The organism is Bradyrhizobium sp. 172, assembly GCF_023101065.1.
Taxonomy (GTDB): domain Bacteria; phylum Pseudomonadota; class Alphaproteobacteria; order Rhizobiales; family Xanthobacteraceae; genus Bradyrhizobium; species Bradyrhizobium canariense_D.
This window is the reverse complement of sequence record NZ_CP064701.1, coordinates 7,540,520-7,562,790: the sequence shown is the minus strand read 5'-3', so window position 1 is coordinate 7,562,790 and position 22,271 is coordinate 7,540,520. Positions and strand designations below refer to the sequence as shown.

Genomic DNA, 22,271 nt, shown 5'->3' with positions numbered 1-22,271 from the left:
CCACAATGCCCCTGCGCTTGTTCCTGACCTCCGGCGATCTCATGGCCGACCGCCGCTTCGAGTTCGCGCGCGACCTCCAGCTCAAGGGCGATCTGGCGGCCGCCGCCGACCTGCTGGAGCAGACCATCGAGATTGCGCCGAATTTCACCTCGGCCTGGTTCACGCTCGGCGAAATCCGCGCGCAACTCGGCGAGCGCGACAAGGCCATTGCGGCCTTTCGCAAATCGCGCGAGTCCGACCCGAGCGATCAGCATGGCGCTCATCTGCATCTGATACGCCTCGGCGATGCGCAATTGTCCGAGATGCCCAAGGCCTATGTGCAGGCCTTGTTCGATCAATACGCCCCGCGCTTCGAGCACGTGCTGATCAACGATCTCGGCTATCGCGCGCCGTCGCTGATCTTCAAGGCGGTGGTGGCTGCCCGCGTCGCCGCGAAGAAGCCCGCCCTGTTCAAGCGCGCCATCGATCTCGGCTGCGGTACGGGGCTCGCGGCCGCCGCCTTCGCCAAACAGGTCGACCAGTTCATCGGCATCGATCTGTCGCCCGGCATGGTCAAGGAGGCGCGAGCCACCGGCCTCTATGCCGAGCTCGAAGTCGCCGACATGATCGAAGGCCTGCGCAGCAGGAGCGAGGCGAGCGCAAACCTCGTCGTCGCTGCCGATGCGTTCGTCTATCTCCCCGATCTCGCACCGGTGCTCGGCGAAGCCAGGCGCGTGCTCGCGCCCGGCGGCGTGCTTGCGTTCACGCTGGAGACCCATGACGGCAGCGGCATCGTTCTCGGCGAAGGCCTGCGCTATGCCCATTCGGCGGAATATGTGCGCGATGCGATGGCGAAGGCCGGCCTCAAGCTCCTCACATTGGAGCAGGCCTCGCCACGCACCGAGAACAACGAACCGGTGGGCGGCCTCGTCGTGGTCGCCGAGAAAACTTGAGTTTAGGCGCTATAAGCGGCGCTTTAAGCGTCATTGCGTCGCAAAGCCGCGACTTCCCACTTGCGAGCCGTGCGGCGATGCCAGCACAATGCGCGCACCAGGGAGAAACAAACAATGACCAGGAATCCATCGCGGCGCGATTTCAGCGCCGCCGCGCTCGCGACCATCGCGGCCTCCACCTTGCCCGCGCCCTATGTCTGGGCCGCGGAGAAGAAATACGATTCCGGCGCCAGCGACACCGAGATCAAGATCGGGCAGACCGTGCCGCATTCCGGCCCCGGCTCGCTCTACGGCGTGCTCGGGCGCGTCGGCGAGGCCTATTTCCAGATGCTGAACGAAAAGGGCGGCATCAACGGACGCAAGGTCAAATTCCTCACCATGGATGATGCCTACAGCGCGCCGAAATGCGTCGAGGCGACGCGGCGCCTGGTCGAGCAGGAGGAGGTGCTCGCGCTCTACGGCTCGCTCGGCACCGCGCCGCAGACCGCCGTGCACAAATACCTCAACTCGAAGGGCGTGCCGCAGTTGCTGCTCAACACCGGCGCGTCGAAGTGGAATAACCCGAAAGAGTTCAAATGGACGATGGCTGGCTTGCCGCTCTATCCGACCGAGGCGCGGATCCTGGCGCGGCACGTCGTCAGCGTGAAGCCGAACGCGAAGGTCGGCATCCTGTACCAGAACGACGATTTCGGCCGCGACTTCCTCGGCCCCTTCAAGAAGGTTCTGGAAGACGCCGGCGGCACCGCCAAGGTGATCATGGAGCAGACCTACGATCTGACCGATCCGACGGTCGATTCCCAGCTCATCAACCTCTCGAAGTCGGGTGCGGACGTCTTCTACAACATCTCCACCGGCAAGGCCTCGTCGCAGTCGATCCGGAAAGTAGCCGAGCTCGGCTGGAAGCCGCTGCAGCTGCTGTCGGCCGGCTCGACCGGCCGCTCCATCCTCAATGCCGCGGGCCTCGAGAACGCCGCCGGCATCGTCGCCATCCGCTACAACAAGGAAGTCGGCCTGCCCAAATGGGAGAAGGACCCCGACGTCATGGCGTTCGAGGAGCTGCGCAAGAAGTACACGCCGGCGATCGATCAAGACAACACCATCGCCTTCGCCGGCTACGGCCAGGCCGTCACCATGGGCGAGATCCTGCGCCGCTGCGGCGACGAGCTCACCCGCGCCAACGTGCTGAAGCAGGCTTCCAACCTCAAAGGCTTCCACTCGCCTTATTTCCTCGACGGCGTCACTTACGACTACACGCCTGACGATTACACGCCGATGAAGACGCTCTTCATCTCCACCTTCACCGGCAAGGACTGGGACATCTCCGACAAGCCGATGTCGGAGTAGGGGCGCTTTCTTCTCCCCTTGTGGGAGAAGATGGCGCGAAGCGCCGGATGAGGGGGCTTTCTCCGCGTACTCGAACGATGCTCTTTCGCGGAGAGATACCCCTCACGCGTCTCGCCGCTTCGCGGCGATCCACCCTCTCCCACAAGGGGAGAGGGAACGGCAGTATCGCCCTCGTCGTTCACCCCCTCGACGAACCCGTCCCCACGGCTTACCTGTGATGCCGTGCCGCCCCGCATCCGCAAAATCCCGGTCGAACCTGCCGCGCTGCTGCCCGACCGCTTCAAGGCGTGGTTCGCGGCCCGCGGCTGGTCGCCGCGCGCGCATCAATTGGCGCTGCTGGAGAAGGCGCGCGAGGACCGATCCGCATTGCTGATCGCGCCCACCGGCGCCGGCAAGACGCTGGCGGGATTCTTGCCGACGCTGGTCGAGCTGAGCTCCGCGCCCAAAGCTTCGGCGAAATCGGTGATCTCCACCGGCCGCAGTCTGCAACGCACCGGCGGCCTGCACACGCTCTACATCTCGCCGCTCAAGGCGCTCGCGGTCGATATCGCGCGCAACCTCGAGCGCCCCGTCGCCGAGATGGCGCTGCCGATCAAGATCGAGACCCGTACCGGCGACACGCCGACGTCGCGGCGGCAGCGGCAACGGCGCTATCCGCCGGACATTTTGCTGACGACGCCGGAGCAGCTTGCGCTGCTGCTGTCCTCCGACGACGCGCCGTTCCTGTTTTCCTCCTTGAAGCGCATCGTGCTCGACGAGCTGCACGCGCTGGTGACGTCCAAGCGCGGCGATCTGCTGTCGCTTGGACTCGCGCGGCTGTGGCGGTTGGCGCCGCAGATGCGGGCGATTGGCCTGTCGGCGACCGTGGCCGAGCCTGAATCGCTGGCGCGCTTCCTGGTGCCGCAGCCCGGCGGCAAGGAAGCGGCGGCCGACATCGTCCTTGCCGGCGGCGCCGCACCGCCGCTGGTCGAGATGATGGACACGCGCGAACGCCTGCCCTGGGCCGGCCACAGTGCGCGCCACGCACTTCCCGAGATCTACGAGCTGATCAAGGCGAACAAGACCACGCTGGTTTTCGTCAACACCCGCAGCCAGGCCGAGATGCTGTTCCAGAATCTCTGGAGCATGAACGACGACAATCTTGCCATCGCGCTGCATCACGGCTCGCTCGACGTCGCCCAGCGCCGCAAGGTCGAAGACGCGATGTCGGCGGGCAAACTGCGCGGCGTGGTCTGTACCTCCTCGCTCGATCTCGGCGTCGACTGGGGCGACGTCGATCTCGTCGTCAATATCGGCGCGCCCAAGGGCTCCTCGCGCCTGATGCAGCGCATCGGCCGCGCCAACCACCGGCTCGACGAAGCCTCGCGCGCGGTGCTGGTGCCCGCGAACCGATTCGAGGTGCTGGAGTGCCGCGTCGCGATCGACGCCATCGCGGAGAATGCGCAGGACACGCCGCCGCTGCGCCTGGGTGCGCTCGATGTGCTGGCCCAGCACGTGCTCGGCTGCGCCTGCGGCGAGCCGTTTTTCTCCGACGAGCTTTACGGTGAGGTCCGCACCGCCGCGCCCTACGCCGATCTCACGCGGCAGGACTTCGACGACGTGGTCGATTTCGTCGCCTCCGGCGGCTACGCGCTGAAGACCTATGAGCGTTTCGCGCGGATCAAGCAGGACAAGGAGGGACGCTGGCGCGTCGCCAATCCCAGGGTGCGGCAGAGCTACCGGATGAATGTCGGCACCATCGTCGAGGACGACATGCTCAAGGTGCGGCTGGTGCGCTCGCGCGGCGGAGGTCAAGGAAAAGCAGGCGGGTCGACCGGCGTGATCGCGCGCGGCGGCAGGCTGCTCGGCGAGATCGAGGAAGCCTTCATCGAGGGTCTCAGCCCGGGCGACACCTTCGTGTTCTCAGGAGAGGTGGTGCGCTACGAAACCCTGGTCGAAGACCAGGTCTATGTCTCGCGCGCCAACGACAAGGACCCGAAGGTGCCGTCCTATATGGGCGGCAAGTTTCCGCTCTCGACCTATCTTGCCGAACGGGTTCGCCGCCTGCTCGATGACGGGCGCGCGTGGGGCGCCTTGCCGGAGCAGGTGCGCGACTGGCTGTCGCTGCAAAAGGACGTCTCGCGCGTGCCGGCGGTGCGCGAGCTGCTGGTCGAGAGTTTTCCCCGCGCCAACAAGCATTACGTCGTCTGCTATCCCTTCGAAGGCCGTCTCGCGCATCAGACGCTCGGCATGCTCTTGACGCGCCGGCTGGAGCGCGCCCGCGCCCGGCCGCTCGGTTTCGTCGCCAATGAATATGCGATCGCGGTCTGGGCGCTCGGCGACATGTCCTCCATGATCCGGGACGGCAGGATCGACCTCGACGCGCTGTTCGATCCCGACATGCTCGGCGACGACCTCGAAGCGTGGCTTGCCGAATCCGCGCTGATGAAGCGCACGTTCCGCAATTGCGCGATCATCTCCGGCCTGATTGCGCGGCGGCACACCGGTGAGGAGAAGAGCCGCCGTCAGGTGCTGTTCTCGACCGATCTCGTTTACGACGTCCTGCGCAAGCACCAGGCCGATCACGTGCTGTTGCGCGCCGCCCGTGCCGATGCCGCCACTGGCCTGCTCGATCTGCGACGCCTCAGCGACATGCTCACCCGCATCCGGGGCCGCATCACGCATCGGGAACTCGACCACGTCTCCCCGCTCGCCGTCCCCGTGATGCTGGAAATCGGCCGCGAGTCAGTCTATGGCGAAGCTGGAGACGAGCTCCTGGCGGAGGCCGCCGACGAGCTCGTCAAAGAGGCGATGGGATAACAGCAGGTTTTGACGTGGGGGCAGGCGCGCTGGTTTCAGGGGATATCGAGGACATGCGCGTTTCGAATGTCAGCATCAGCAGCGTGACCTTCGCGGCCGATCTCTCCGGCGCGCTATTCTGGGAAGAGCAGCGCCTGCTCGTCGTCTCCGACCTGCATCTGGAAAAAGGTTCCAGCTTCGCCATGCGCGGCGTGCTGCTGCCGCCTTACGACACCATCGCGACGCTCAGTCGTCTCGCTGCTGTCATCTCCCGCCATGATCCCCGAATCGTCATCGCGCTCGGCGACAGTTTTCACGATCGCACGGCGCATGGACGGCTGTCGGCGGAGGATCGCGACGCGGTCGCCGCCTTGCAGGCTGGCCGCGACTGGATCTGGATCTCAGGCAATCACGATCCGGCGCTGCCGCGTGATCTCGGCGGCACCGTCGCCGACGAAGTTGCGATCGGTCCGATCACCTTCCGCCACGAGCCGACGGGCGCGAGCGGCGAGATCGCCGGCCATCTTCATCCCAAGGCGCGTGTCTCCGCGCGCGGCCGCTCGATGGAGCGCCGCTGTTTCGCCTGTGACGGCGAGCGTGCCGTGATGCCCGCCTTCGGCGCCTACGCCGGCGGCCTCAGCATCCGCGATGTGGCGTTTGCAAAGATCTTTCCAATGAACGGTTTTGTCGCGCACCTGCTCGGCGACCGCCGCGTCCACGCGATCGCCGCGTCACGGTGCAGCTAAGCCGCTTTCGCCTGCACGTCGTCGCAGAACTCCGCCAGCCGATCTGCCAGCCGCAACGTCGCGGGACTTGCGCCCGGCGCGGCCATCAGCGCCACTTCGGTCCGGTTGATCGGCGCAAAGCCGTCCTTCGCGCTCAGCACGCGGTGGTCGGACTGGATCGCCATCTCCGACAGGATGCTCAAGCCCATGCCGGCCGCGACCGCGGCCTGGATGCCGGCCAGGCTCGATGACGTATAGGACATGTGCCAAATGCGGCCCGCGCTTTCCAGCGCATGGATGGCGCCGGCGCGGTAGAGGCAGCCGAGCGGAAAGCCGATCAGCGGCACGGAGGCGACATCGGCGTGGATCGGATGGCTCTTGCTGGTCACCCAGTGCACCTGCTCCGGCCACACCGCAATCGCGCCTTTCTCACCGGCCGCGCGCTTGAACAGCGCCAGATCGAGCTCGCCGCGATCGAGGTCGCGGGCGAGATTCTTGCTCTGGTCGGCGCGCACATCGAGCCGCAGGCCCGGATGCGAGCGCGAGAACGCGCCGAGCAGTTTCGCCAGCCGATACGCCGCAAAGTCCTCGGGGATGCCGAGCCGGATTGCGCCTTCGCCGTCGGGCTGGCGCAGCACGTCGCGCGCCTCTTCCGCAAGCGACAACAACCGCCGCGCATAGGACAGCAGCCGCTCGCCGGCTTCGGTGGGGCGCACGTCCTTGCCGTCGCGATGCAGCAGGACCTGGCCGACATCCTCCTCCAGCCGCTTGATCTGCTGGCTGACGGTCGATTGGGTGCGATGGACGCGCTCGCCGGCGCGGGTGAAGCCGCCGGCATCGACCACCGACACGAAGCTGCGCAGGAGCTCCAGATCGAGCATGGCTGCCTCCATTCGAAAATCCACTGGCTGGAAGTTAATCATTTAATTTCCAAATGACAAGCCGGCTCCCTAGATCGAGGGCTCAGGAGAATGCCCCTCATGTCGCTCGCCCCTTCGCTTGCCGTTCCGCGCAGCCGCTTCAACACGCTGCCGCTGGCCATCGGCCTGTTCTGCCTGCTCTGGAGCTACGCCTTCGTCGCCGGCAAGATCGGCGTGACCCATTGCCCGCCGCTGATCCTGCTCGCCGCGCGCTTCTCGCTCGCCGGCATCTTGATCCTCGGTGCCACGCTGGTCCGCGGCGACGACTGGTCGCTGTCCTGGCGCGATGCCGCGATCTTCGCCGTGCTCGGCGTCGCCAACAACGCGCTCTATCTCGGCCTCGGCTACACCGGACTGCAATCGGTCTCCGCCGGCCTCGGCGGCCTGATCGTGTCGGCCAATCCGGTGTTCACGGCGGGCCTCGCCGCGCTTCTGCTCGGCGAAGGCATGACCTGGCGCAAGGCGAGCGGCCTCCTGCTCGGAATCATCGGCGTGACCTTGATCGTCTGGCACCGCCTGGCGGTCGGCACCGACTCGCTGCACGGCATCGTGTTCACGCTGGCCTCGCTCGCCTCTCTCGTTGCCGGCACCATTTTGTTCAAGCTGCTCGCGCCGAAGGGCTCGCTGTGGGTCGGCAATGGCGTGCAGAATCTTGCCGCCGGCATCGTGCTGACGCCGGTGGCGCTCACCTTCGCCGACGTTCATGCCATCGACTTCACGCCGGGCCTGATCGGCGCCTTCGCCTTCCTCGTGCTCGGCGGCTCGATCCTGGCGTACTGGCTCTGGTTTCATTTCTTGAAAGTGTGTGGCGCGACGGCTGCCAGTGCCTATCATTTCCTGATGCCGCCGCTCGGCATGCTGTTTGCGTATCTCGTGCTCGGCGAACATGTCGAGGCGCGCGATCTGCTCGGAATCATCCCGGTCGCACTCGGCATCTACCTGGTGACGCGGCCCGCCAAATCCGTCTCGTAAGAGGCGTCCATCATGCCCATTTCCATCACCCTGATCGGCGGTCCCACTGCGCTGATCGAGATCGATGGCTTCCGTTTGCTCACCGATCCGACCTTCGATGACGCGCACACCGCCTATCAGCTGCCGCATGTGAAGCTGGAGAAGACGATCGGCCCTGCGCTCAAGGCCGATGCGATCGGCCCGATCGATGCCGTGCTGCTCAGCCACGACCAGCATTCGGACAATCTCCACAATTCCGGCCGCGACTTTCTCAAACATGTGAAGCGCGTGCTGACCACCGAGGCCGGCGCGCAGCGCCTCGGCGGGCATGTCGAAGGTTTGGCGCCGTGGGGCACGGCGCATCTGAAAGATCGTGACGGCAACTCGCTGACGATTACTGCGACCCCGGCGCGTCACGGGCCGGCCGGCATCGAGCCGCTGTCAGGCGACGTCATCGGCTTCGTGGTGTCGTCGAGCCGGACCGACACCACATCGGTCTACATCAGCGGCGACACCACCTGGTTCGACGGCGTCGCCGAGGTCGCGCGCCGTTTCAAATGCGGCGTGGTGATGCCTTTCGCCGGCGCCGCGCAAACGCGCGGGCCGTTCCATCTGACCATGGACACCAACGACACCATCGAGACCGCGCGCGCCTTCCCCGATGCGATGATCGTGCCGGTTCATACGGAGGGTTGGGCGCATTTCCGCCAGAACAGCGAGGATCTACGCAAGACCTTCGACGTGCTCGGCTTCGGGACGCGGCTGCGATTGCTCGAGCCCGGCGTGCCGACGGTGGTGCAGGCGCCGTAGCCCCGACTGTCATGCCCCGGCTTGACCGGGGCATCCAGTACGCCGCGGCGGTAATTGTGAGAGCGAGTCGCCTAACGCAGGCCTCTGGAATACTGGGTCGCCCGGTCGAGCCGGGCGACGACGAGAGGAGAGAGCGTAGTCTCCTCAATCCTTGCGAAACACGATCGAAGCCATCCATCCCGTCATCAGCGCCATCGCGGCGGTGACGAGGCCGTAGATCAGGCCGTTCTGCCGCGCGGTGGTGGCGACGAACTGCTCGAAGCCGACCTTGACGATCTCGAACGCGGTCTCGGTCTTGCCGATGAACGCGCCGTCGGCAAACAGCTTGATCTCCACCTCGTAAGTGCCGATCGGCACCTCCGCCGGCAGCGGAATGCCGGTGCGGAACAGCGTCGGCGTCAGGAATGTCACCGCGCTCGGATCCTCGCGGTAGAGACCGCGCTGGGTGCGCAGGCGGATGAAGGCGGAGCGGAACACGTCGTTAGGCACCACATCGGCATAGTCGCCGCTGACACGCTGGGTCAGCAGCACGTTGTTAAGCCCGATCTGCTGACGCCGCGCGATCTCGGGCGAGGTGATGACATCGAAGGAGCGGTTGGCAAATAGCGCGAGATAGCTCGGCACCTCCAGGAACTGGCGGTAGTCGGTGTTGATCCAGATCCCGAAGGTGCGCTCCTTGCGCCGCGTCACCATCTCGGCGCGCGGGCCCATCACGGTGACGACGAGATCGTAGCTCTTGCGATCGGCGGGCGTGGAGGCGTCCTTCTCGACCGAGCCGAACAGCACCAGCTCCTCGCCGGAATAATTCGGCGTCACCGTGACGCGATGGTTGGAGACCGACACGATCAGCCGCTCGGCGCGTGCGACGGAGCCGAGCAGCAGAACGAGCAGGACCGCGAGAGCTGTGCGCATCATCCGTTCACCCCCAGCTCGCGGATGGTGAAGAGGTCTTCGGGCCGGATCACCAGCTCGATGGCGAAGCGAACGCCGACCGAGAGGATCAAGAGGCCGAGCAGCAGCCGCAGCTGCTCGCCGCGGATCTTCTGACCGGCGCGTGCGCCGAACTGCGCGCCGGTGACACCGCCGACCATCAGGATCAGCGCCAGCACCGCGTCGACGAGGTGATTGGTCACCGCATGCAGCAGGGTCGCAAACAGCATCGTGACCAGCGTCAGGACCATCGAGGTGCCGATCACCGTCGAGGTCGGCACCCGCAGCAGATAGATCATGATCGGCACCAGGATGAAGCCGCCGCCGATGCCCATGATGGCGCCGATGAAGCCGATCAGGACGCCGATGATCACGACCGGAATGACCGAGAGGTATATCTTGGAACGCTTGAACCGCATCTTCAGCGGCAGGCCATGGATCCAGTTGTGGGTGCGTCGTGGCGGCACCGCGCCGCGCCGGGTCCGCATTAGGGCGCGCAGGCCTTCGGAGAACATCAGGCTGCCGACGGTGGTGAGCAGCACGACGTAGGACAGTGCGATCATCAGATCGAGCTGGCCGAGCGCACGCAGCTGCGTGAAGGTCCACACGCCCAGCGCCGTCCCGGTCACGCCGCCGCATAACAGCACGCTTGCCAGCGCCGGGTCGATCGCGCGTCGCCGCCAATAGGCGAGCGCGCCGGAAAAGGACGAGGCGGCGATGTGGCTCGCGACGGAGGCGACCGCGACCGCCGGCGTGATGCCGATGAAGATCAGAAGCGGCGTCATCAGGAAGCCGCCGCCGATCCCGAACATGCCGGAGACGAAGCCGACCGCCGCGCCCATCGCTAGCACGAGGAAGACATTGACCGGAAGATCGGCGATCGGGAGATAGAGCTGCATCGAGAGACCACGCTTCCCGCGAGACGGATCGATTGCGCGGAATGCTCGCAGGAGGGCAGAACGATTGCCGCGCCCTTCAATAGCGGAATTCGGTGGCCGGCGGGACCAGGAATTTCAGGCGTGGTGAATGGGCTAAGAGAGATCAGATCACGGCTCGCAGCGAACCGAGCATTCCGCCACCTTCTCCGCCGTCATGCCCCGGCTTGACCGGGGCATCCACTATGGCGCAGCTTCTCCGTATCCAACCGACGCCTCTGGAATACTGGGTCGCCCGGTCAAGCCGGGCGACGACAAGAGGAGAAAGCGTACTAAACCGATTAATGCACAGCCGAGGCCGCGCGCTTGGCGGCAACCGGCTTCGGCGCAGGCTTCGCGTTGGCCTGCGGGGCGCTGTCCCAGCCGCCGTTCGGGGCCGCAACATTGACGGCGTCGTCGGGCTGCGGTTCGGCGCTGAAGGTCTGGATCGCGAGCTTGGCGGCGGCGAGCGATTGCGGGTCGAGCCGCTTGGCGACGTCGTCGCGCTTGCCGGCCGCGTCCGCATCGCCCTGGGCGGCGGCGAGCGTGAACCATTTATAGGACTCGGCGAGGTTCTGCTCGACCCCGATGCCGCGGGCATAGAGGATGCCGAGGTTGAACTGGCTGTCGGCGACGCCGCGGTCGGCGGCCTTCCGGAACCACAGTGCCGCGCTCTTGTAATTGGCTCCGCGTCCGCCGCCATCGGCGTCGAGCACCGCGAGATTGTGCATCGCCTTGGCGTTGCCGCGCTCGGCCGCCTGCGTGTAGTAGCGGCGGGCGATGTCGGCGTCCTTCTTCACGCCAAGACCCTTTTCGTAGAGTGTCCCGAGGCGGAAGGTTGCGGGCACGACGCCGGCCTGCGCCGCACGGTCGTACCATTTGGCGGCTTCGTCGTAATTCGCGGCCACGCCCTTGCCCTCGGCAAAGCGCACGCCGATCTCGTAGGCCGCGGTCGCATCGCCCTTCATCGCGGCGGTGCGCAAGCCGGGGCCACCGATGCCGTCAGGCAGCTTTTCGGTCGGCGGCACCTGGATCATCGCGAGTTTCGCGCGGCTCGTGCCCGACAGCGCGCCGGTGACGTCGCTCGACGCCGCAGGCGGGGTTGGCGCCGCGGTTTGCGGGATTTCGACCGAAGCGGTGCCGCTCGGGCTCGTCACGGACCCCGGCGCGGCATTGTTCTGCGACTGCTTTCCGATCGGCGTCGGCGAGGTCATCGAGGGCGTGACCTGCTCTGGCGCGGCGGGCTTGTTCTCAATGGACGGCAGGGCTCGCGGCGCGGGCTCGCTCGACGTATTCTCCATCGCCTGCGGCGCTGGCGACGAGCTGCTGCCATCGAGCAGGTTCATCGCCATCTTGAAGGTGCCGAGCACGATCACGACCACGCTCGCGCCGACCAGCAGCGAGCGGATCTTCGAGGTGATGGTCGACCCGCCTTCCTGGCCCTTGTCCTTGGCGCGACCGGCAGACGCCTTGGCGGCCCGGCCGGTTTTCTCGGGTGGCTGCGCGGCGGCGGCTTGCGCTGCGCGGCGCGCGGCAGCGATGAAGCTCGACGACGACACCGGCTCCTTGGGCGCGGCCGGGATTTCGCTGATTGCGCTTTCGGACGCAGCGATGCGCTCGGACGGCGTGGCGATGCGTGCACCCGGCCTTGTGCCCGGCTCGAGCGGATGATCCGGCGGCAGTTCGGGCGCAAGCGCGGCGCGCGTGGGCGCGGTATGCGGCTCCAGGATTTCGCTGATCGCGCGTGGCGGAACCGGCGGTGCCATCGGCATCGGCGGCGGCGCCGCCGGCGCGGCGGCTTGGAATTCGCGCGGCGCGGCGGCGAAGGCGGCGTGCGCCGCCTGCGCGGCGGCTGGATTGGGCAGCTCGGGCTTCGGATCGTATTTCGGGTGCTGCTGTTGCTGCGGCCGCGGCTCGTGCGCCATCGGCGCGGGCGCCATGGGAGCGGCCATCGGCATCGGCATCGGCTGCGCCGCAGGGGCGGGCGGCGCGGTGCGCACATTGCGAAGATCGCCCTCGATCATCGAGAGACGATCGACGACGTGGCCAAGGGCGTTGTGGACGGCCTCCAGCGAATCCTGGGTGGTCCGGTTGGTCTCGGCCTGGCTGAAGCGGATGTCGGAGAGCTCGCGCTTGACGAGATCGACCATGCCGGAATCGGCGGGCGGCGCGGAGTTGCGGCTCTCGGCCAGCGCGGAATAGGTCGCCTGCTGCCGCTCCAGGTGGCGCAGGATGTCGTGCAGCCCGTCCTCGACGCGGCTGAAATTGCCGTTGCGCGGATCGGAGGCGGCCTCGAGCCGCTCCAGCAGATACGAGACCCGCTGTTCAAGATGAGCGAAGGTCGAAGCCGAGTCGTTGCCGACCTGCATGCGATCGAAACGGTCAGACAGGGCGCGGATCGCGCTTTCGAGCTGCTCGCTGCTCTCGGATGGTTGAGGGCGCTCGCGCGTTTCCAGAGCGGCGGTGAGCGCCGCGATGCGCTGTTCCAGCACCGCAAAACTGTCGCCTTGGCCGGACGCACGGGTGACCTGGTCGACCTTGGACGACAGCAGCTGCACGTCGTCCGAGAGCCGTGCCAGCGCTTCGTTGGAGGCAACGTTGGAGACGATGCCACGCAGCGCCGAGATCGCGCCTTCGAGCTGGCGGACCGTCGACGGATCGTCATTGGCGCGCAGGATCAGATCGAGCTTGGCGCCGAGATTGCGGATCGCCTCGTCATAGCCGGTGAGCTGCTCGGCCGGCGTCAGCGTGCGGAGCACCTGCTTGATCTCGGACAGCGCGTGCTCGATGCCGGACAGGACCTGACCGTCGGTGCCGTTGGAGCGGGTCTCGTCGATGCGCCGATGCAGCGAGCGGATCTCGTTCTCGATCGATTCGATCGCGCGGCGCGGCATCGCCTCGGTGATGGCGTTGCGGATCTCCGCAAGCTCGCTGCGGAACGTGTTGATCGCCTGCTCGGTATTGTCAGGGCGCTGCAGCGATTCGATCTGGCTCGTGATCTTGAGCAGATGGCGCTCAAGCGCAGAGAAATCCGGCCCCGGCTGGGGTGGCGGCGGAGCATAGGCAGGCGCGGGCGGCGCCATCGGGGGCGCGTAAGGAGCTGCCGCGGGCGCGATCGGCGGCGCGGCGCGCGGCGGCATCTGCCTGGGCGTAAAGCCGTCGAGCTCGCTCTGCCGTGCGGTGATCTCGGCCACCGCGACGTCGAACGAAGCGGGGCTCAGGGGCGGTGAGTTGCGATAGACCTGTGCTGCCGCGCGCTCGACCGCATCGGCCTGGCGCTGGCGCGTTTCAACGGGGGCCTGTCGTGGTGCCGGAGCCTGCTGCGGCTTTGAGATTTGCGACAGCCTTGCATCGAGCCGCGAGATCGCGTCGTTGAGCTGGCGCGCAACGCCCTGCTCGCGCGAAACGTCTTGTCGCGGAGTATCTTGTCGCGAAGAATCTTGCCGCGGCGCGGGCTTTGAAATCCGCTCGATCTGCTGGGTGATGGCGTCGAGCCGCTGGTGGATGTCGGCAACTTCGCGGCTTTCCTGGCTCGGTACTTGAGTCGGTACCTGGCTCGGGACGTTCTGGGCTTGCGGACGCTGGTCGTAAAGTCCGCGAAAGTTTGGCGGGGCGGTCTCGCCGAGCGTGGAGTTCAGCCAATCGTTGAGTGACATGCCGGCGCGACGCGCAGCAGCTTCGGCCCGCTCCCGGACGGATGGATCGATGCCGTCAACACTCCACGATACGCGCGAATTCATGACTCTGTCCGGTTCCGACTCCGGCGCCCCATCCGGCGCCTCCAGTCTTCCCTCGCGTGCCGGTTGCAAAGACAATCGGATTTGGCGCGGGTCGTCTGCCTCGAAAACCGACTTTTGTCTGTTACGGTAAATAACGGGTTAAGGAACCCGTTGACGGTGTCTTAAAGTTGGGCGGCGGGGTGCGACACCCACCGCTGTCATGCCCCGCGAAAGCGGGGCATCCAGTACCCGCAGCCTCTCGATTCCAGCCGCGCAGCCTCTGGAATACTGGATCGCCCGCCCCCGTGCGCAATTGCGCACAAGGCGGGCGATGACAGCGGAATAATACGCAACGGCACGTCATGGCGTCTGGCCAGCCCCTCAGCCCTTGCCCTCGCGCTTGCCATCCTCCAGCGGCACCACGGTGCCGCTTGCGCTCATCGCCGACAGGGCCTCGAGCGCCTCTTCGCAGAAATCGGCCACCATCTGCTCGTGCCGGGCGCCGAGCTGAAGCAGCAGCAGGTTACCGAGGTCGAGCACGCCGGACGCCGCCCCTTCCGGGAAGCGCTTCTTCAGGATGCGCTCGTAGTTCTCGTGGCGATCGCGGTGGTGCTCGAGCCGGGCCATCAGGTCGGTGCGCATGGGCTCGAGGCCGATGCTGTCGAGCGCATGCAACCGCACCAGGAGATCGTCCTTGATGGAAGGGGGCGTGCTTGGCCGCGCGGCCCAGTGCCGCAGCGCTGTTCGGCCCTCCGGAGTCAGCGTATAGATCAGTTTATTGGGTTTGCCGGTTTGCACGACCTCGCGGCCCTGGATGTAGCCGCGGTCGCGCAGCTTGGAGAGCTCGCGGTAGATCTGCTGGTGGTCGGCCTTCCAGAAGAAGCCGATCGAGGAATCGAATGTCTTGGCGAGCTCGTAGCCCGTCATCGGACGTTCCGTCAGGCAAGCGAGGATTGCGTCGCCCAAAGCCATGACCCGGTCCTCCTGTTGTCGATCTTAACCAATTGGCTTGACTTTATGCGCATCGGCGCATATGCGTCAATGTGCATATGAGGCGACCCGATAACGAGGGCAAAAACCGCCCCGAAAACCCCAATGGAGTCAACCTTCGCGCTACTGTGCATGGGGTTGTTTTCGCGTTTTTTGCCCGAGCCTTTTAGGGAGGCACCTGAATGACCGGCCTCGAGTCCTGGTACGGCTACATGAAGTCGCATGACCGGGCAGCGCTCTGGGACCTGCTCCATCCCGACGCCGTCTTCGAAAGCCCTGTCGTGCACGCGCCGCAGCGCGGCCGCGACATCACCTTCAAATATCTGGCCAGCGCTGAGAAGGTGCTTGGCGGTCCCGGCTTCAGCTATGTCGGTGAATGGAAGAGTGAGAGCGGCACCGTGCTCGAATTCAAGACCATGATCGACGGCATCGAGATCAACGGCGTCGACATCATCAGCTTCGACGGCGAGGGGCGCATCACGCATTTCAAGGTGATGGTGCGGCCGCTGAAGGCGATCAACATGCTGCATCGCCTGATGGCGGAACAGCTTGCCGCCACTCAATCCTAAGCCAATACCGTCACTTCAAGGCCTGCCGGGAGACCACCATGCCGATCTACAAAGCCCCCGTCGAAGACGTGAACTTCCTGCTCAACGACGTCTTCCAGATCGACCGCTACGACAATCTGGCCGGCTTCTCCGACGCGTCGAGCGACGTGCGCGAAGCCATTCTCGGCGAAGCTGCCAAGCTCGCCGAAGAAGTGCTGCAGCCGCTCAATCGCGTGGGCGATCTCGAAGGCTGCAAGCGCGCCGATGACGGTAGCGTCACCACGCCGACGGGATTCAAGGAGGCGTTCAAGCAGGTCGCCGAGGGCGGCTGGCTCGGCCTGTCGGCACCAACCGAGTTCGGCGGCCAGGGTCTGCCGGTGACGCTGAGCCAGGCGGTCAACGAATTCCAGATCTCCGCCAACATGGCGTTCTCGATGTATGGCGGCCTCACCATGGGCGCGACCGCGGCGCTGATCGTCCACGGCACGCCGGAGCAGAAGCAGACCTACGTGCCGAAGATGGTGGCGGGCGAGTGGACCGGCACCATGAACCTGACCGAGCCGCATTGCGGCACCGATCTCGGCATGCTCCGCACCAAGGCGGTGCGGCAGGCCGACGGCAGCTTCAAGATCACGGGCACCAAGATCTTCATCTCGGCCGGCGAGCATGACCTCGCGCCCAACATCATCCACCTCGTGCTTGCCCGCATTGAGGGCGCGCCCGCCGGCATCAAGGGCGTGTCGCTGTTCGTGGTGCCGAAATTCCTGGTCAATGCCGATGGTTCGGTCGGCGCACGCAACGGCGTGGTCTGCGGCTCGATCGAGCACAAGATGGGCATTCACGGCAATTCCACCTGCGTGATGAACTACGACAACGCCACCGGCTGGCTGATCGGCGAAGAGAACAAGGGCATGCAGGGCATGTTCGTGATGATGAACGAGGCCCGCCTCGGCGTCGCCGTGCAGGGTCTCGCGCAGTCGGAAGTGGCCTATCAGAACGCGGTCGCCTATGCGCGGGATCGCATCCAGGGCCGTTCGCTCACCGGTGCCAAGGCGCCGGACAAGCCGGCCGATCCGATCATCGTCCATCCCGACGTGCGCCGCACGCTGCTGTCGATCCGCGCCTTCAACGAGGCCGCGCGCGCCTTCGTGATGTGGACCGCGCTGAAGAGCGACGTCGCCCATCGCTCCGAGGATCCCAAGGACCGCCAGGCCGCCGATGATCACATGGGCCTGATGACGCCGGTGCTGAAGGGCTTTCTCACCGATTACGGCTTCGCCAACGCGGTGCAGGCGCAGCAGATGTATGGCGGCCACGGCTATATCGCCGAGCAGGGCATGGAGCAGTTCGTGCGCGATGCCCGCATCGCCATGATCTACGAAGGCGCCAACGGCATCCAGGCGCTCGACCTCGTCGGCCGCAAGCTGCCGCGCGACGGCGGCCGCGCCATCATGGCGTTCTTCGGCGAGGTCATGGCCTTCGCCAAGGAGAACGGCGGCGACGAGGCGATGAAGCCCTACATCACTCCGCTCTCGGCCTCGCTCGGCCATCTCCAGCAGGCCACCACCTGGCTGATGCAGAACGCGATGGCCAAGCCCGACAATGCCGGTGCCGCCGCAACCGATTACCTCAATCTCTTCGGCTTCGTCGCGCTCGGCTATATGTGGGCGAAGATGGCGAAGGTGACGCAAGCCAAGATTGCCGAGAGCGGTGCGACGCCCTATCTCTCGACCAAGCTCGTCACCGGCCGTTTTTTCATGGAGCGGATGCTGCCGGAGACCGCCGCCAATCTCGCGCGCATCCAGGCCGGCTGCGCCACCATCATGGAACTGCCGGCGGAAGCGTTCTGAAGCCGCTTTCGCTGCGACCGGATCACGACCACAAGATCATCACATCAGGAGGGCGTCATGCCTGAGGCATTCATCTACGACCACGTCCGCACCCCGCGCGGCCGCGGCAAGGCGGACGGCGCGCTGCACGAAGTCACCGCGCTCGCGCTCGCGACCGTGCCGCTCAAGGCGCTGAAGGACCGCAACAACCTCCCCGAAGATTCCGTCGATGACGTCATTCTCGGCGTGGTCGATCCGGTCGGCGAAGCCGGCTCCGACATCGCGCGCTTTGCCGCGCTGAAGGCGGGCCTCGGCGAAGCGGTGCCGGGCGTCCAGATCAGCCGCTTCTGCGCCTCCGGCCTCGATGCCGTGAATTTTGCCGCAGCCCAGGTGATGAGCGGCCAGCACGAGCTCGTGATCGGCGGCGGCGCCGAATCGATGAGCCGCGTCGGCATCGGCGCTTCCGGCGGCGCCTGGCCGATGGACCCCTCGATGGCAGTGCCGGCCTATTTCATGCCGCAGGGTGTCTCGGCCGATCTGATCGCGACCAAATACGGCTTCTCGCGTGACGACGTCGACGCCTATGCGGTGCAGAGCCAGCAGCGTGCGGCGAAGTCCTGGGAAGAAGGCCGCTTTGACAAGTCGGTCGTCCCGGTGAAGGACATCAACGGCCTCACCATCCTCGCCAAGGACGAGCATATGCGTCCTTCGACGACGATGCAGTCGCTGGCGCAGCTGCAGCCGGCGTTCACGATGATGGCGCAGATGGGCGGCTTCGATGGCGTCGCGGTGCAGTCGCATCCGGAAATCGAACGCGTCAATTACGTGCACCACGCCGGCAATTCGTCGGGCATTGTCGATGGTGCCGGCGCCGTTTTGCTCGGCAGCAAGGAAGCCGGCGGCAAGTACGGACTGAAGCCGCGTGCAAGGATCCGCGCATTCGCCAATATCGGCTCGGAGCCCGCGATGATGCTGACCGGTCCGGTTGATGTCACCGAAAAGCTGTTCGCGCGCTCGGGCATGAAGAAGTCGGACATCGACCTGTTCGAGCTCAACGAGGCCTTCGCCTCGGTTGTGCTGCGCTACATCCAGGCCTTCGACATCGACAACGCCAAGATCAACGTCAATGGCGGTGCGATCGCGCTCGGCCATCCGCTCGGCGCGACCGGTGCCATGATCCTCGGGACGGTGCTCGACGAGCTCGAGCGCACCAACAAGGCGACCGCACTGGTGACGCTGTGCATCGGCGGCGGCATGGGCACCGCGACCATCATCGAACGCGTCTAAGGGCAGGGAGCAACCAGCATGGCTTACAAGAACTTCAAGGTTGAGACCGATTCCGACGGCATCGCGCTCGTGACCTGGGACATCCCGGGCCGTTCGATGAACGTGCTCGACGAGACATCGACCAGCGAGCTCGACGCGATCGTCAAGGCGACCACGGCCGACGCCGTGGTGAAGGGGGTCGTCATCACCTCCGCCAAGGAGGCGTTCTGCGCGGGTGCCGATCTTTCCATGCTCGAGGGCATGAATCAGGCCTACGCAAAAGTGTTTGGGGAGCAGGGCGAGACGGCCGCGAACCAGATGCTGTTCGAGCAGAGCCGGCGCTTCTCGCAGGTGCTGCGCTCGATCGAAACCTCCGGCAAGCCGTGGGCGGCGGCGATCAACGGCCTCGCGCTCGGCGGCGGTTTCGAGATTACGCTGTGCTGCCACTATCGCGTGGCGGCGGAGAATCCCAAGACCCGCCTCGGTCTGCCCGAGGTCAAGGTCGGCCTGTTCCCGGGCGCCGGCGGCACGCAGCGCGTGCCGCGCCTGGTGCCGCCGCAGGACGCGATGACGATCCTGCTCAAGGGCGATCCGGTCACGATCGAGAAAGCCAAGGCGCTGAATCTGATCCACGCCATCGTTCCCGCCGCCGACCTCGTCAAGGCGGCAAAGGACTGGATCAAGGGCGGCGGCAAGGCTGTTGCGCCCTGGGACGAGAAGGGCTTCAAGCTGCCGGGCGGTCCGGTGTTCTCCAAGGCCGGCATGATGATGTTCCCGGCCGGCAACGCGATCTATCGCCGCGAGACCTACGACAATTATCCGGCCGCACGCGCGATCATGAGCTGCGTCTACGAGGGCCTGCAGCTGCCGATCGACGCCGCGCTCCGTGTCGAGTCGCGCTACTTCACCTCGGTGCTGCGCTCGAAGGAAGCGGCTGCGATGATCCGCAGCCTGTTCCTGTCGATGCAGGAGCTCAACAAGGGCGCGCGCCGTCCGAAGGATGTGCCGCCGACCAAGGTGAAGAAGATCGCCGTGATCGGCGCCGGCTTCATGGGCGCGAGCGTCGGCTATGTCTCAGCCCGTGCCGGTCTCGACGTCGTCCTGATCGATCGCGACCAGGAGAGCGCCGACAAGGGCAAGGCGCATGCGCAAAAGGTGATCGAGGAGCAGATCAAGAAGGGCCGCGCCAAGCCCGGCGACGCAGAAGCGCTGCTCGCGCGCATCACGGCGACCGCGGACTATTCCGCGCTCAAGGACGTCGATCTCGTCATCGAGGCCGTGTTCGAGGACCGCAAGGTCAAGGCTGATACCTTTGCCAAGGCGCAGGAGCACATGAAGCCGGACGTGATCTTCGCGTCCAACACCTCGACGCTTCCGATCACCTCGCTGGCGGAATCCTTCAAGGACCAAGGCAGGTTCGTCGGCATCCACTTCTTCTCGCCGGTCGAGAAGATGATGCTGGTCGAGATCATCCAGGGCAAGAACACCGGCGATCTCGCGATCGCGACCGCGCTCGACTACGTCCGGCAGATCGGCAAGACGCCGATCGTCGTCAACGACTCCAGAGGCTTCTTCGCCAATCGCTGCGTCGGCCGCTACGTCGCCGAGGGCAACGAGATGTTCCTCGAGGGCGTGCCGCCGGCGATGATCGAGAACTGCGCCAAGATGGCCGGCATGCCGGTCGGCCCGCTCTCGCTGTCGGACGAGGTCGCGCTCGACCTCGGGCTCAAGATCATGAAGGCGACGGAAGCCGATCTCGGCCCCAACGCCATCAATCCCGATCAGAAGAAGCTGATGGTGGAAATGGTCGAGAAGCAGGGCCGTCTGGGCCGCAAGAACAGCAAGGGCTTCTACGACTACCCCGAGAAGGGCAAGGGACAGAAGAGCCTGTGGCCCGGCTTGTCCGCGCTGCAGCCCAAGCAGCTCGACCCAGATACCCTCGACGTCGAGGAGTTGAAGCAGCGCTTCCTGGTAGTGCAGGCGGTGGAGGCCGCGCGCACCGTTGAGGACCACGTCATCACCGATCCGCGCGAAGCGGATGTCGGCTCGATCCTCGGCTTCGGCTTTGCGCCGTTCACCGGTGGCACGCTGTCCTACATCGACTTCATGGGTCCCAAGAAGTTCGTCGAACTCTGCCACAAGCTGGAGGCGAAATACGGATCGCGCTTCACCCCGCCGAAATTGCTCGAAGAGATGGCGGCGAAGGGCGAGACCTTCTACGGCCGCTTCGCGCCAAAGAAGGCGGCGGCGTGATTCTCTGAACCGTAGCCGGGATGAAAAATACGAAAGGCCGGATTCTCGATCCGGCCTTTCGCATGTGTGCCTCAGGCAGCCTGGATCAGCCCTTCCTTCTTCATCGCTTCCTGCACCTGCGGCCGCGCCGCGACGCGGGTCTTGTACGCGGCAAGGTTCGGCATCGCCGAGAGGTCGAACTTCATCCGGTCGCCCCAGGTCAGCATCGTGAAGAGATAACCGTCGGCCACCGTGAACTGCTTGCCCATGAGGTAGTCGCGGCCGGCGAGCTGGCTGTCGATGTATTTCAGCTTGCCCATGACGCGGTCCTTGAAGAAGGCCTTGGCCTCGTCGTTCAGCGTCGGCGCGAACATCGGGCCGAAGCTCTTGTGGACCTCCGAGGTGAGGAAGTTCAGCCATTCGAGCAGCTTGTAACGCTCGGCGCTGCCGTGGGCCGGCGCCAGCGCCTTGGCTGAGGCCTGATCGGCGATCATCTGGACAATCACCGGGCCTTCGGTCACGATCTCTCCGCTATCGAGGCCCAGCGCAGGGACCTGGCCCTTGGGGTTCAGCTTCAGATAATCCTCACCGTTTTCGAGCTTCTTGGCCCGAATATCGACCTTGACCAGTTCATAGGGCAGGCCGGCTTCCAGGAGCGCGATATGGGGGGACAGCGAGCACGCACCGGGCGAATAGTACAATTTCATGGAATTTCCTCCTCTTGTTGCTTGGTTCAGGCGAAAGAACGACTACATGCATCTGCTTGAAATAGTCAAGATTGATGCAGGTGCATCGAATAGGGTAAGAGACGGGCGACGAGCTTGAGCGGGACCATGAAACGCAAACCATCGACCGAGGCGACTTCCGCCTGGATCCGCTTGATGCGGGTGCAGAGCCGTGTGCTCAATTGCGTCGAGCAGGACCTGAAGAAGGCCGGCTTCCCGCCGCTCGCATGGTATGACGCGCTGCTCGAACTGTCACGGGCGCCCTCGGGCGAGCTCCGGCCGGTCGAACTCGAACGGCAGATGCTGATCCCGCAATATTCGACATCGCGGCTGATCGACCGCCTGGTCGACGAAGGCCTCGCCTCGCGGCGTGAATGCAAGATCGACAAGCGCGGCCAGTTCGTGGAGATCACGGAAGCCGGCCGCGAATTGCAGAAGCGGATGTGGGGCGCCTATTCGGCCGCGATCGAGAAATATGTCGGTTCGAAGCTGTCCGATGCGGATGCCGTGAAGCTCAGCGGTCTGCTCGACCGTCTGGGCTGCTCGTGCGGCGAGATGAAACTGCCGCCTGCCCACGTCAACGAAACCACGCCGTTGCGATGATCGCGCGGCAAACCAGCTCGTCCGTGCAGCCGGTGGCTGCGCGGACCATCCCTGT

At 65.5% G+C, this 22,271-nt stretch carries 17 protein-coding genes; 11 read left to right on the top strand and 6 right to left on the bottom strand.

What is annotated here, in order from left to right; all coding sequences use genetic code 11:
- Positions 1 to 5 precede the first annotated feature (5 nt).
- The 4 genes from IVB07_RS35870 (at position 6) to pdeM (ending at position 5,800) form a co-directional block, all read left to right on the top strand.
- Positions 6 to 932 (top strand): methyltransferase domain-containing protein, encoded by a 927-nt coding sequence (locus IVB07_RS35870; protein ID WP_018460030.1) that lies wholly within the window; start codon positions 6 to 8, stop codon positions 930 to 932.
- Between the two features lie 114 nt (positions 933 to 1,046).
- Complete coding sequence (locus IVB07_RS35865) at positions 1,047 to 2,276, top strand: ABC transporter substrate-binding protein (protein ID WP_085384950.1); 1,230 nt, start codon at positions 1,047 to 1,049, stop codon at positions 2,274 to 2,276.
- 222 nt (positions 2,277 to 2,498) lie between these two features.
- The gene (locus IVB07_RS35860) at positions 2,499 to 5,075 is read left to right on the top strand and encodes a ligase-associated DNA damage response DEXH box helicase (RefSeq protein ID WP_018460028.1); all 2,577 of its coding nucleotides are present in this window, start codon (positions 2,499 to 2,501) and stop codon (positions 5,073 to 5,075) included.
- Between the two features lie 53 nt (positions 5,076 to 5,128).
- Complete coding sequence (gene pdeM / locus IVB07_RS35855; protein ID WP_018460027.1) at positions 5,129 to 5,800, top strand: ligase-associated DNA damage response endonuclease PdeM; 672 nt, start codon at positions 5,129 to 5,131, stop codon at positions 5,798 to 5,800.
- Here the strand turns inward: pdeM and IVB07_RS35850 are convergent.
- Positions 5,797 to 6,660, bottom strand: coding sequence for a LysR family transcriptional regulator (locus IVB07_RS35850; RefSeq protein ID WP_026233925.1), 864 nt, complete (start codon positions 6,658 to 6,660; stop codon positions 5,797 to 5,799). The genes pdeM and IVB07_RS35850 overlap by 4 nt on opposite strands.
- Before the next feature lie 99 nt (positions 6,661 to 6,759).
- On the opposite strand from IVB07_RS35850, the gene IVB07_RS35845 reads away from it, so the two are divergent.
- Both IVB07_RS35845 and IVB07_RS35840 read left to right on the top strand, forming a co-directional pair.
- On the top strand, positions 6,760 to 7,671 hold the full coding sequence (locus tag IVB07_RS35845) for a DMT family transporter (RefSeq protein WP_018460025.1): 912 nt from the start codon (positions 6,760 to 6,762) through the stop codon (positions 7,669 to 7,671).
- A gap of 12 nt (positions 7,672 to 7,683) precedes the next feature.
- Positions 7,684 to 8,460, top strand: a complete 777-nt coding sequence (locus IVB07_RS35840; protein WP_247364184.1) for an MBL fold metallo-hydrolase — start codon at positions 7,684 to 7,686, stop codon at positions 8,458 to 8,460.
- 144 nt (positions 8,461 to 8,604) lie between these two features.
- On the opposite strand, the gene IVB07_RS35835 is transcribed toward IVB07_RS35840, so the two are convergent.
- The 4 genes from IVB07_RS35835 to IVB07_RS35820 all read right to left on the bottom strand — a co-directional run bounded on the left by IVB07_RS35835 (position 8,605) and on the right by IVB07_RS35820 (position 14,995).
- Positions 8,605 to 9,375: a TIGR02186 family protein gene (locus tag IVB07_RS35835; RefSeq protein WP_018460023.1), complete on the bottom strand. Its 771-nt coding sequence runs from the start codon at positions 9,373 to 9,375 to the stop codon at positions 8,605 to 8,607.
- Positions 9,372 to 10,289 carry a sulfite exporter TauE/SafE family protein gene (locus IVB07_RS35830; protein ID WP_018460022.1) on the bottom strand — a complete coding sequence of 306 codons (918 nt, stop codon included), beginning with the start codon at positions 10,287 to 10,289 and terminating at the stop codon, positions 9,372 to 9,374. Before IVB07_RS35830 ends, IVB07_RS35835 begins: the two co-directional genes overlap by 4 nt.
- Before the next feature lie 317 nt (positions 10,290 to 10,606).
- Positions 10,607 to 14,044 carry a tetratricopeptide repeat protein gene (locus IVB07_RS35825; RefSeq protein ID WP_247364182.1) on the bottom strand — a complete coding sequence of 1,146 codons (3,438 nt, stop codon included), beginning with the start codon at positions 14,042 to 14,044 and terminating at the stop codon, positions 10,607 to 10,609.
- Positions 14,045 to 14,404: 360 nt separating this feature from the next.
- Positions 14,405 to 14,995, bottom strand: a complete 591-nt coding sequence (locus IVB07_RS35820) for a PadR family transcriptional regulator (RefSeq protein ID WP_018460020.1) — start codon at positions 14,993 to 14,995, stop codon at positions 14,405 to 14,407.
- Positions 14,996 to 15,195: 200 nt separating this feature from the next.
- Between IVB07_RS35820 and IVB07_RS35815 the strand changes: the two genes are divergently transcribed.
- Genes IVB07_RS35815 through IVB07_RS35800 form a run of 4 tightly spaced genes read left to right on the top strand, consistent with a single transcriptional unit; the run spans position 15,196 to position 20,909 of the window.
- Positions 15,196 to 15,582: a nuclear transport factor 2 family protein gene (locus IVB07_RS35815; RefSeq protein ID WP_247364179.1), complete on the top strand. Its 387-nt coding sequence runs from the start codon at positions 15,196 to 15,198 to the stop codon at positions 15,580 to 15,582.
- Positions 15,583 to 15,620: 38 nt separating this feature from the next.
- Positions 15,621 to 17,411, top strand: a complete 1,791-nt coding sequence (locus IVB07_RS35810) for an acyl-CoA dehydrogenase C-terminal domain-containing protein (protein WP_018460018.1) — start codon at positions 15,621 to 15,623, stop codon at positions 17,409 to 17,411.
- A gap of 57 nt (positions 17,412 to 17,468) precedes the next feature.
- Entirely contained in the window at positions 17,469 to 18,677 is a 1,209-nt protein-coding gene (locus tag IVB07_RS35805; protein WP_018460017.1) for an acetyl-CoA C-acetyltransferase, read from the top strand.
- Between the two features lie 18 nt (positions 18,678 to 18,695).
- The gene (locus tag IVB07_RS35800; RefSeq protein ID WP_085351979.1) at positions 18,696 to 20,909 is read left to right on the top strand and encodes an FAD-dependent oxidoreductase; all 2,214 of its coding nucleotides are present in this window, start codon (positions 18,696 to 18,698) and stop codon (positions 20,907 to 20,909) included.
- 71 nt (positions 20,910 to 20,980) lie between these two features.
- Here the strand turns inward: IVB07_RS35800 and gstA are convergent, their stop codons facing one another.
- A complete protein-coding gene (gene gstA / locus IVB07_RS35795; RefSeq protein ID WP_018460015.1) occupies positions 20,981 to 21,595 on the bottom strand; it encodes a glutathione transferase GstA in 615 nt (204 codons plus the stop codon).
- A 126-nt stretch (positions 21,596 to 21,721) separates the two neighbouring features.
- On the opposite strand from gstA, the gene IVB07_RS35790 reads away from it, so the two are divergent.
- Entirely contained in the window at positions 21,722 to 22,216 is a 495-nt protein-coding gene (locus tag IVB07_RS35790; RefSeq protein WP_007599417.1) for a MarR family winged helix-turn-helix transcriptional regulator, read from the top strand.
- Positions 22,217 to 22,271 lie beyond the last annotated feature (55 nt).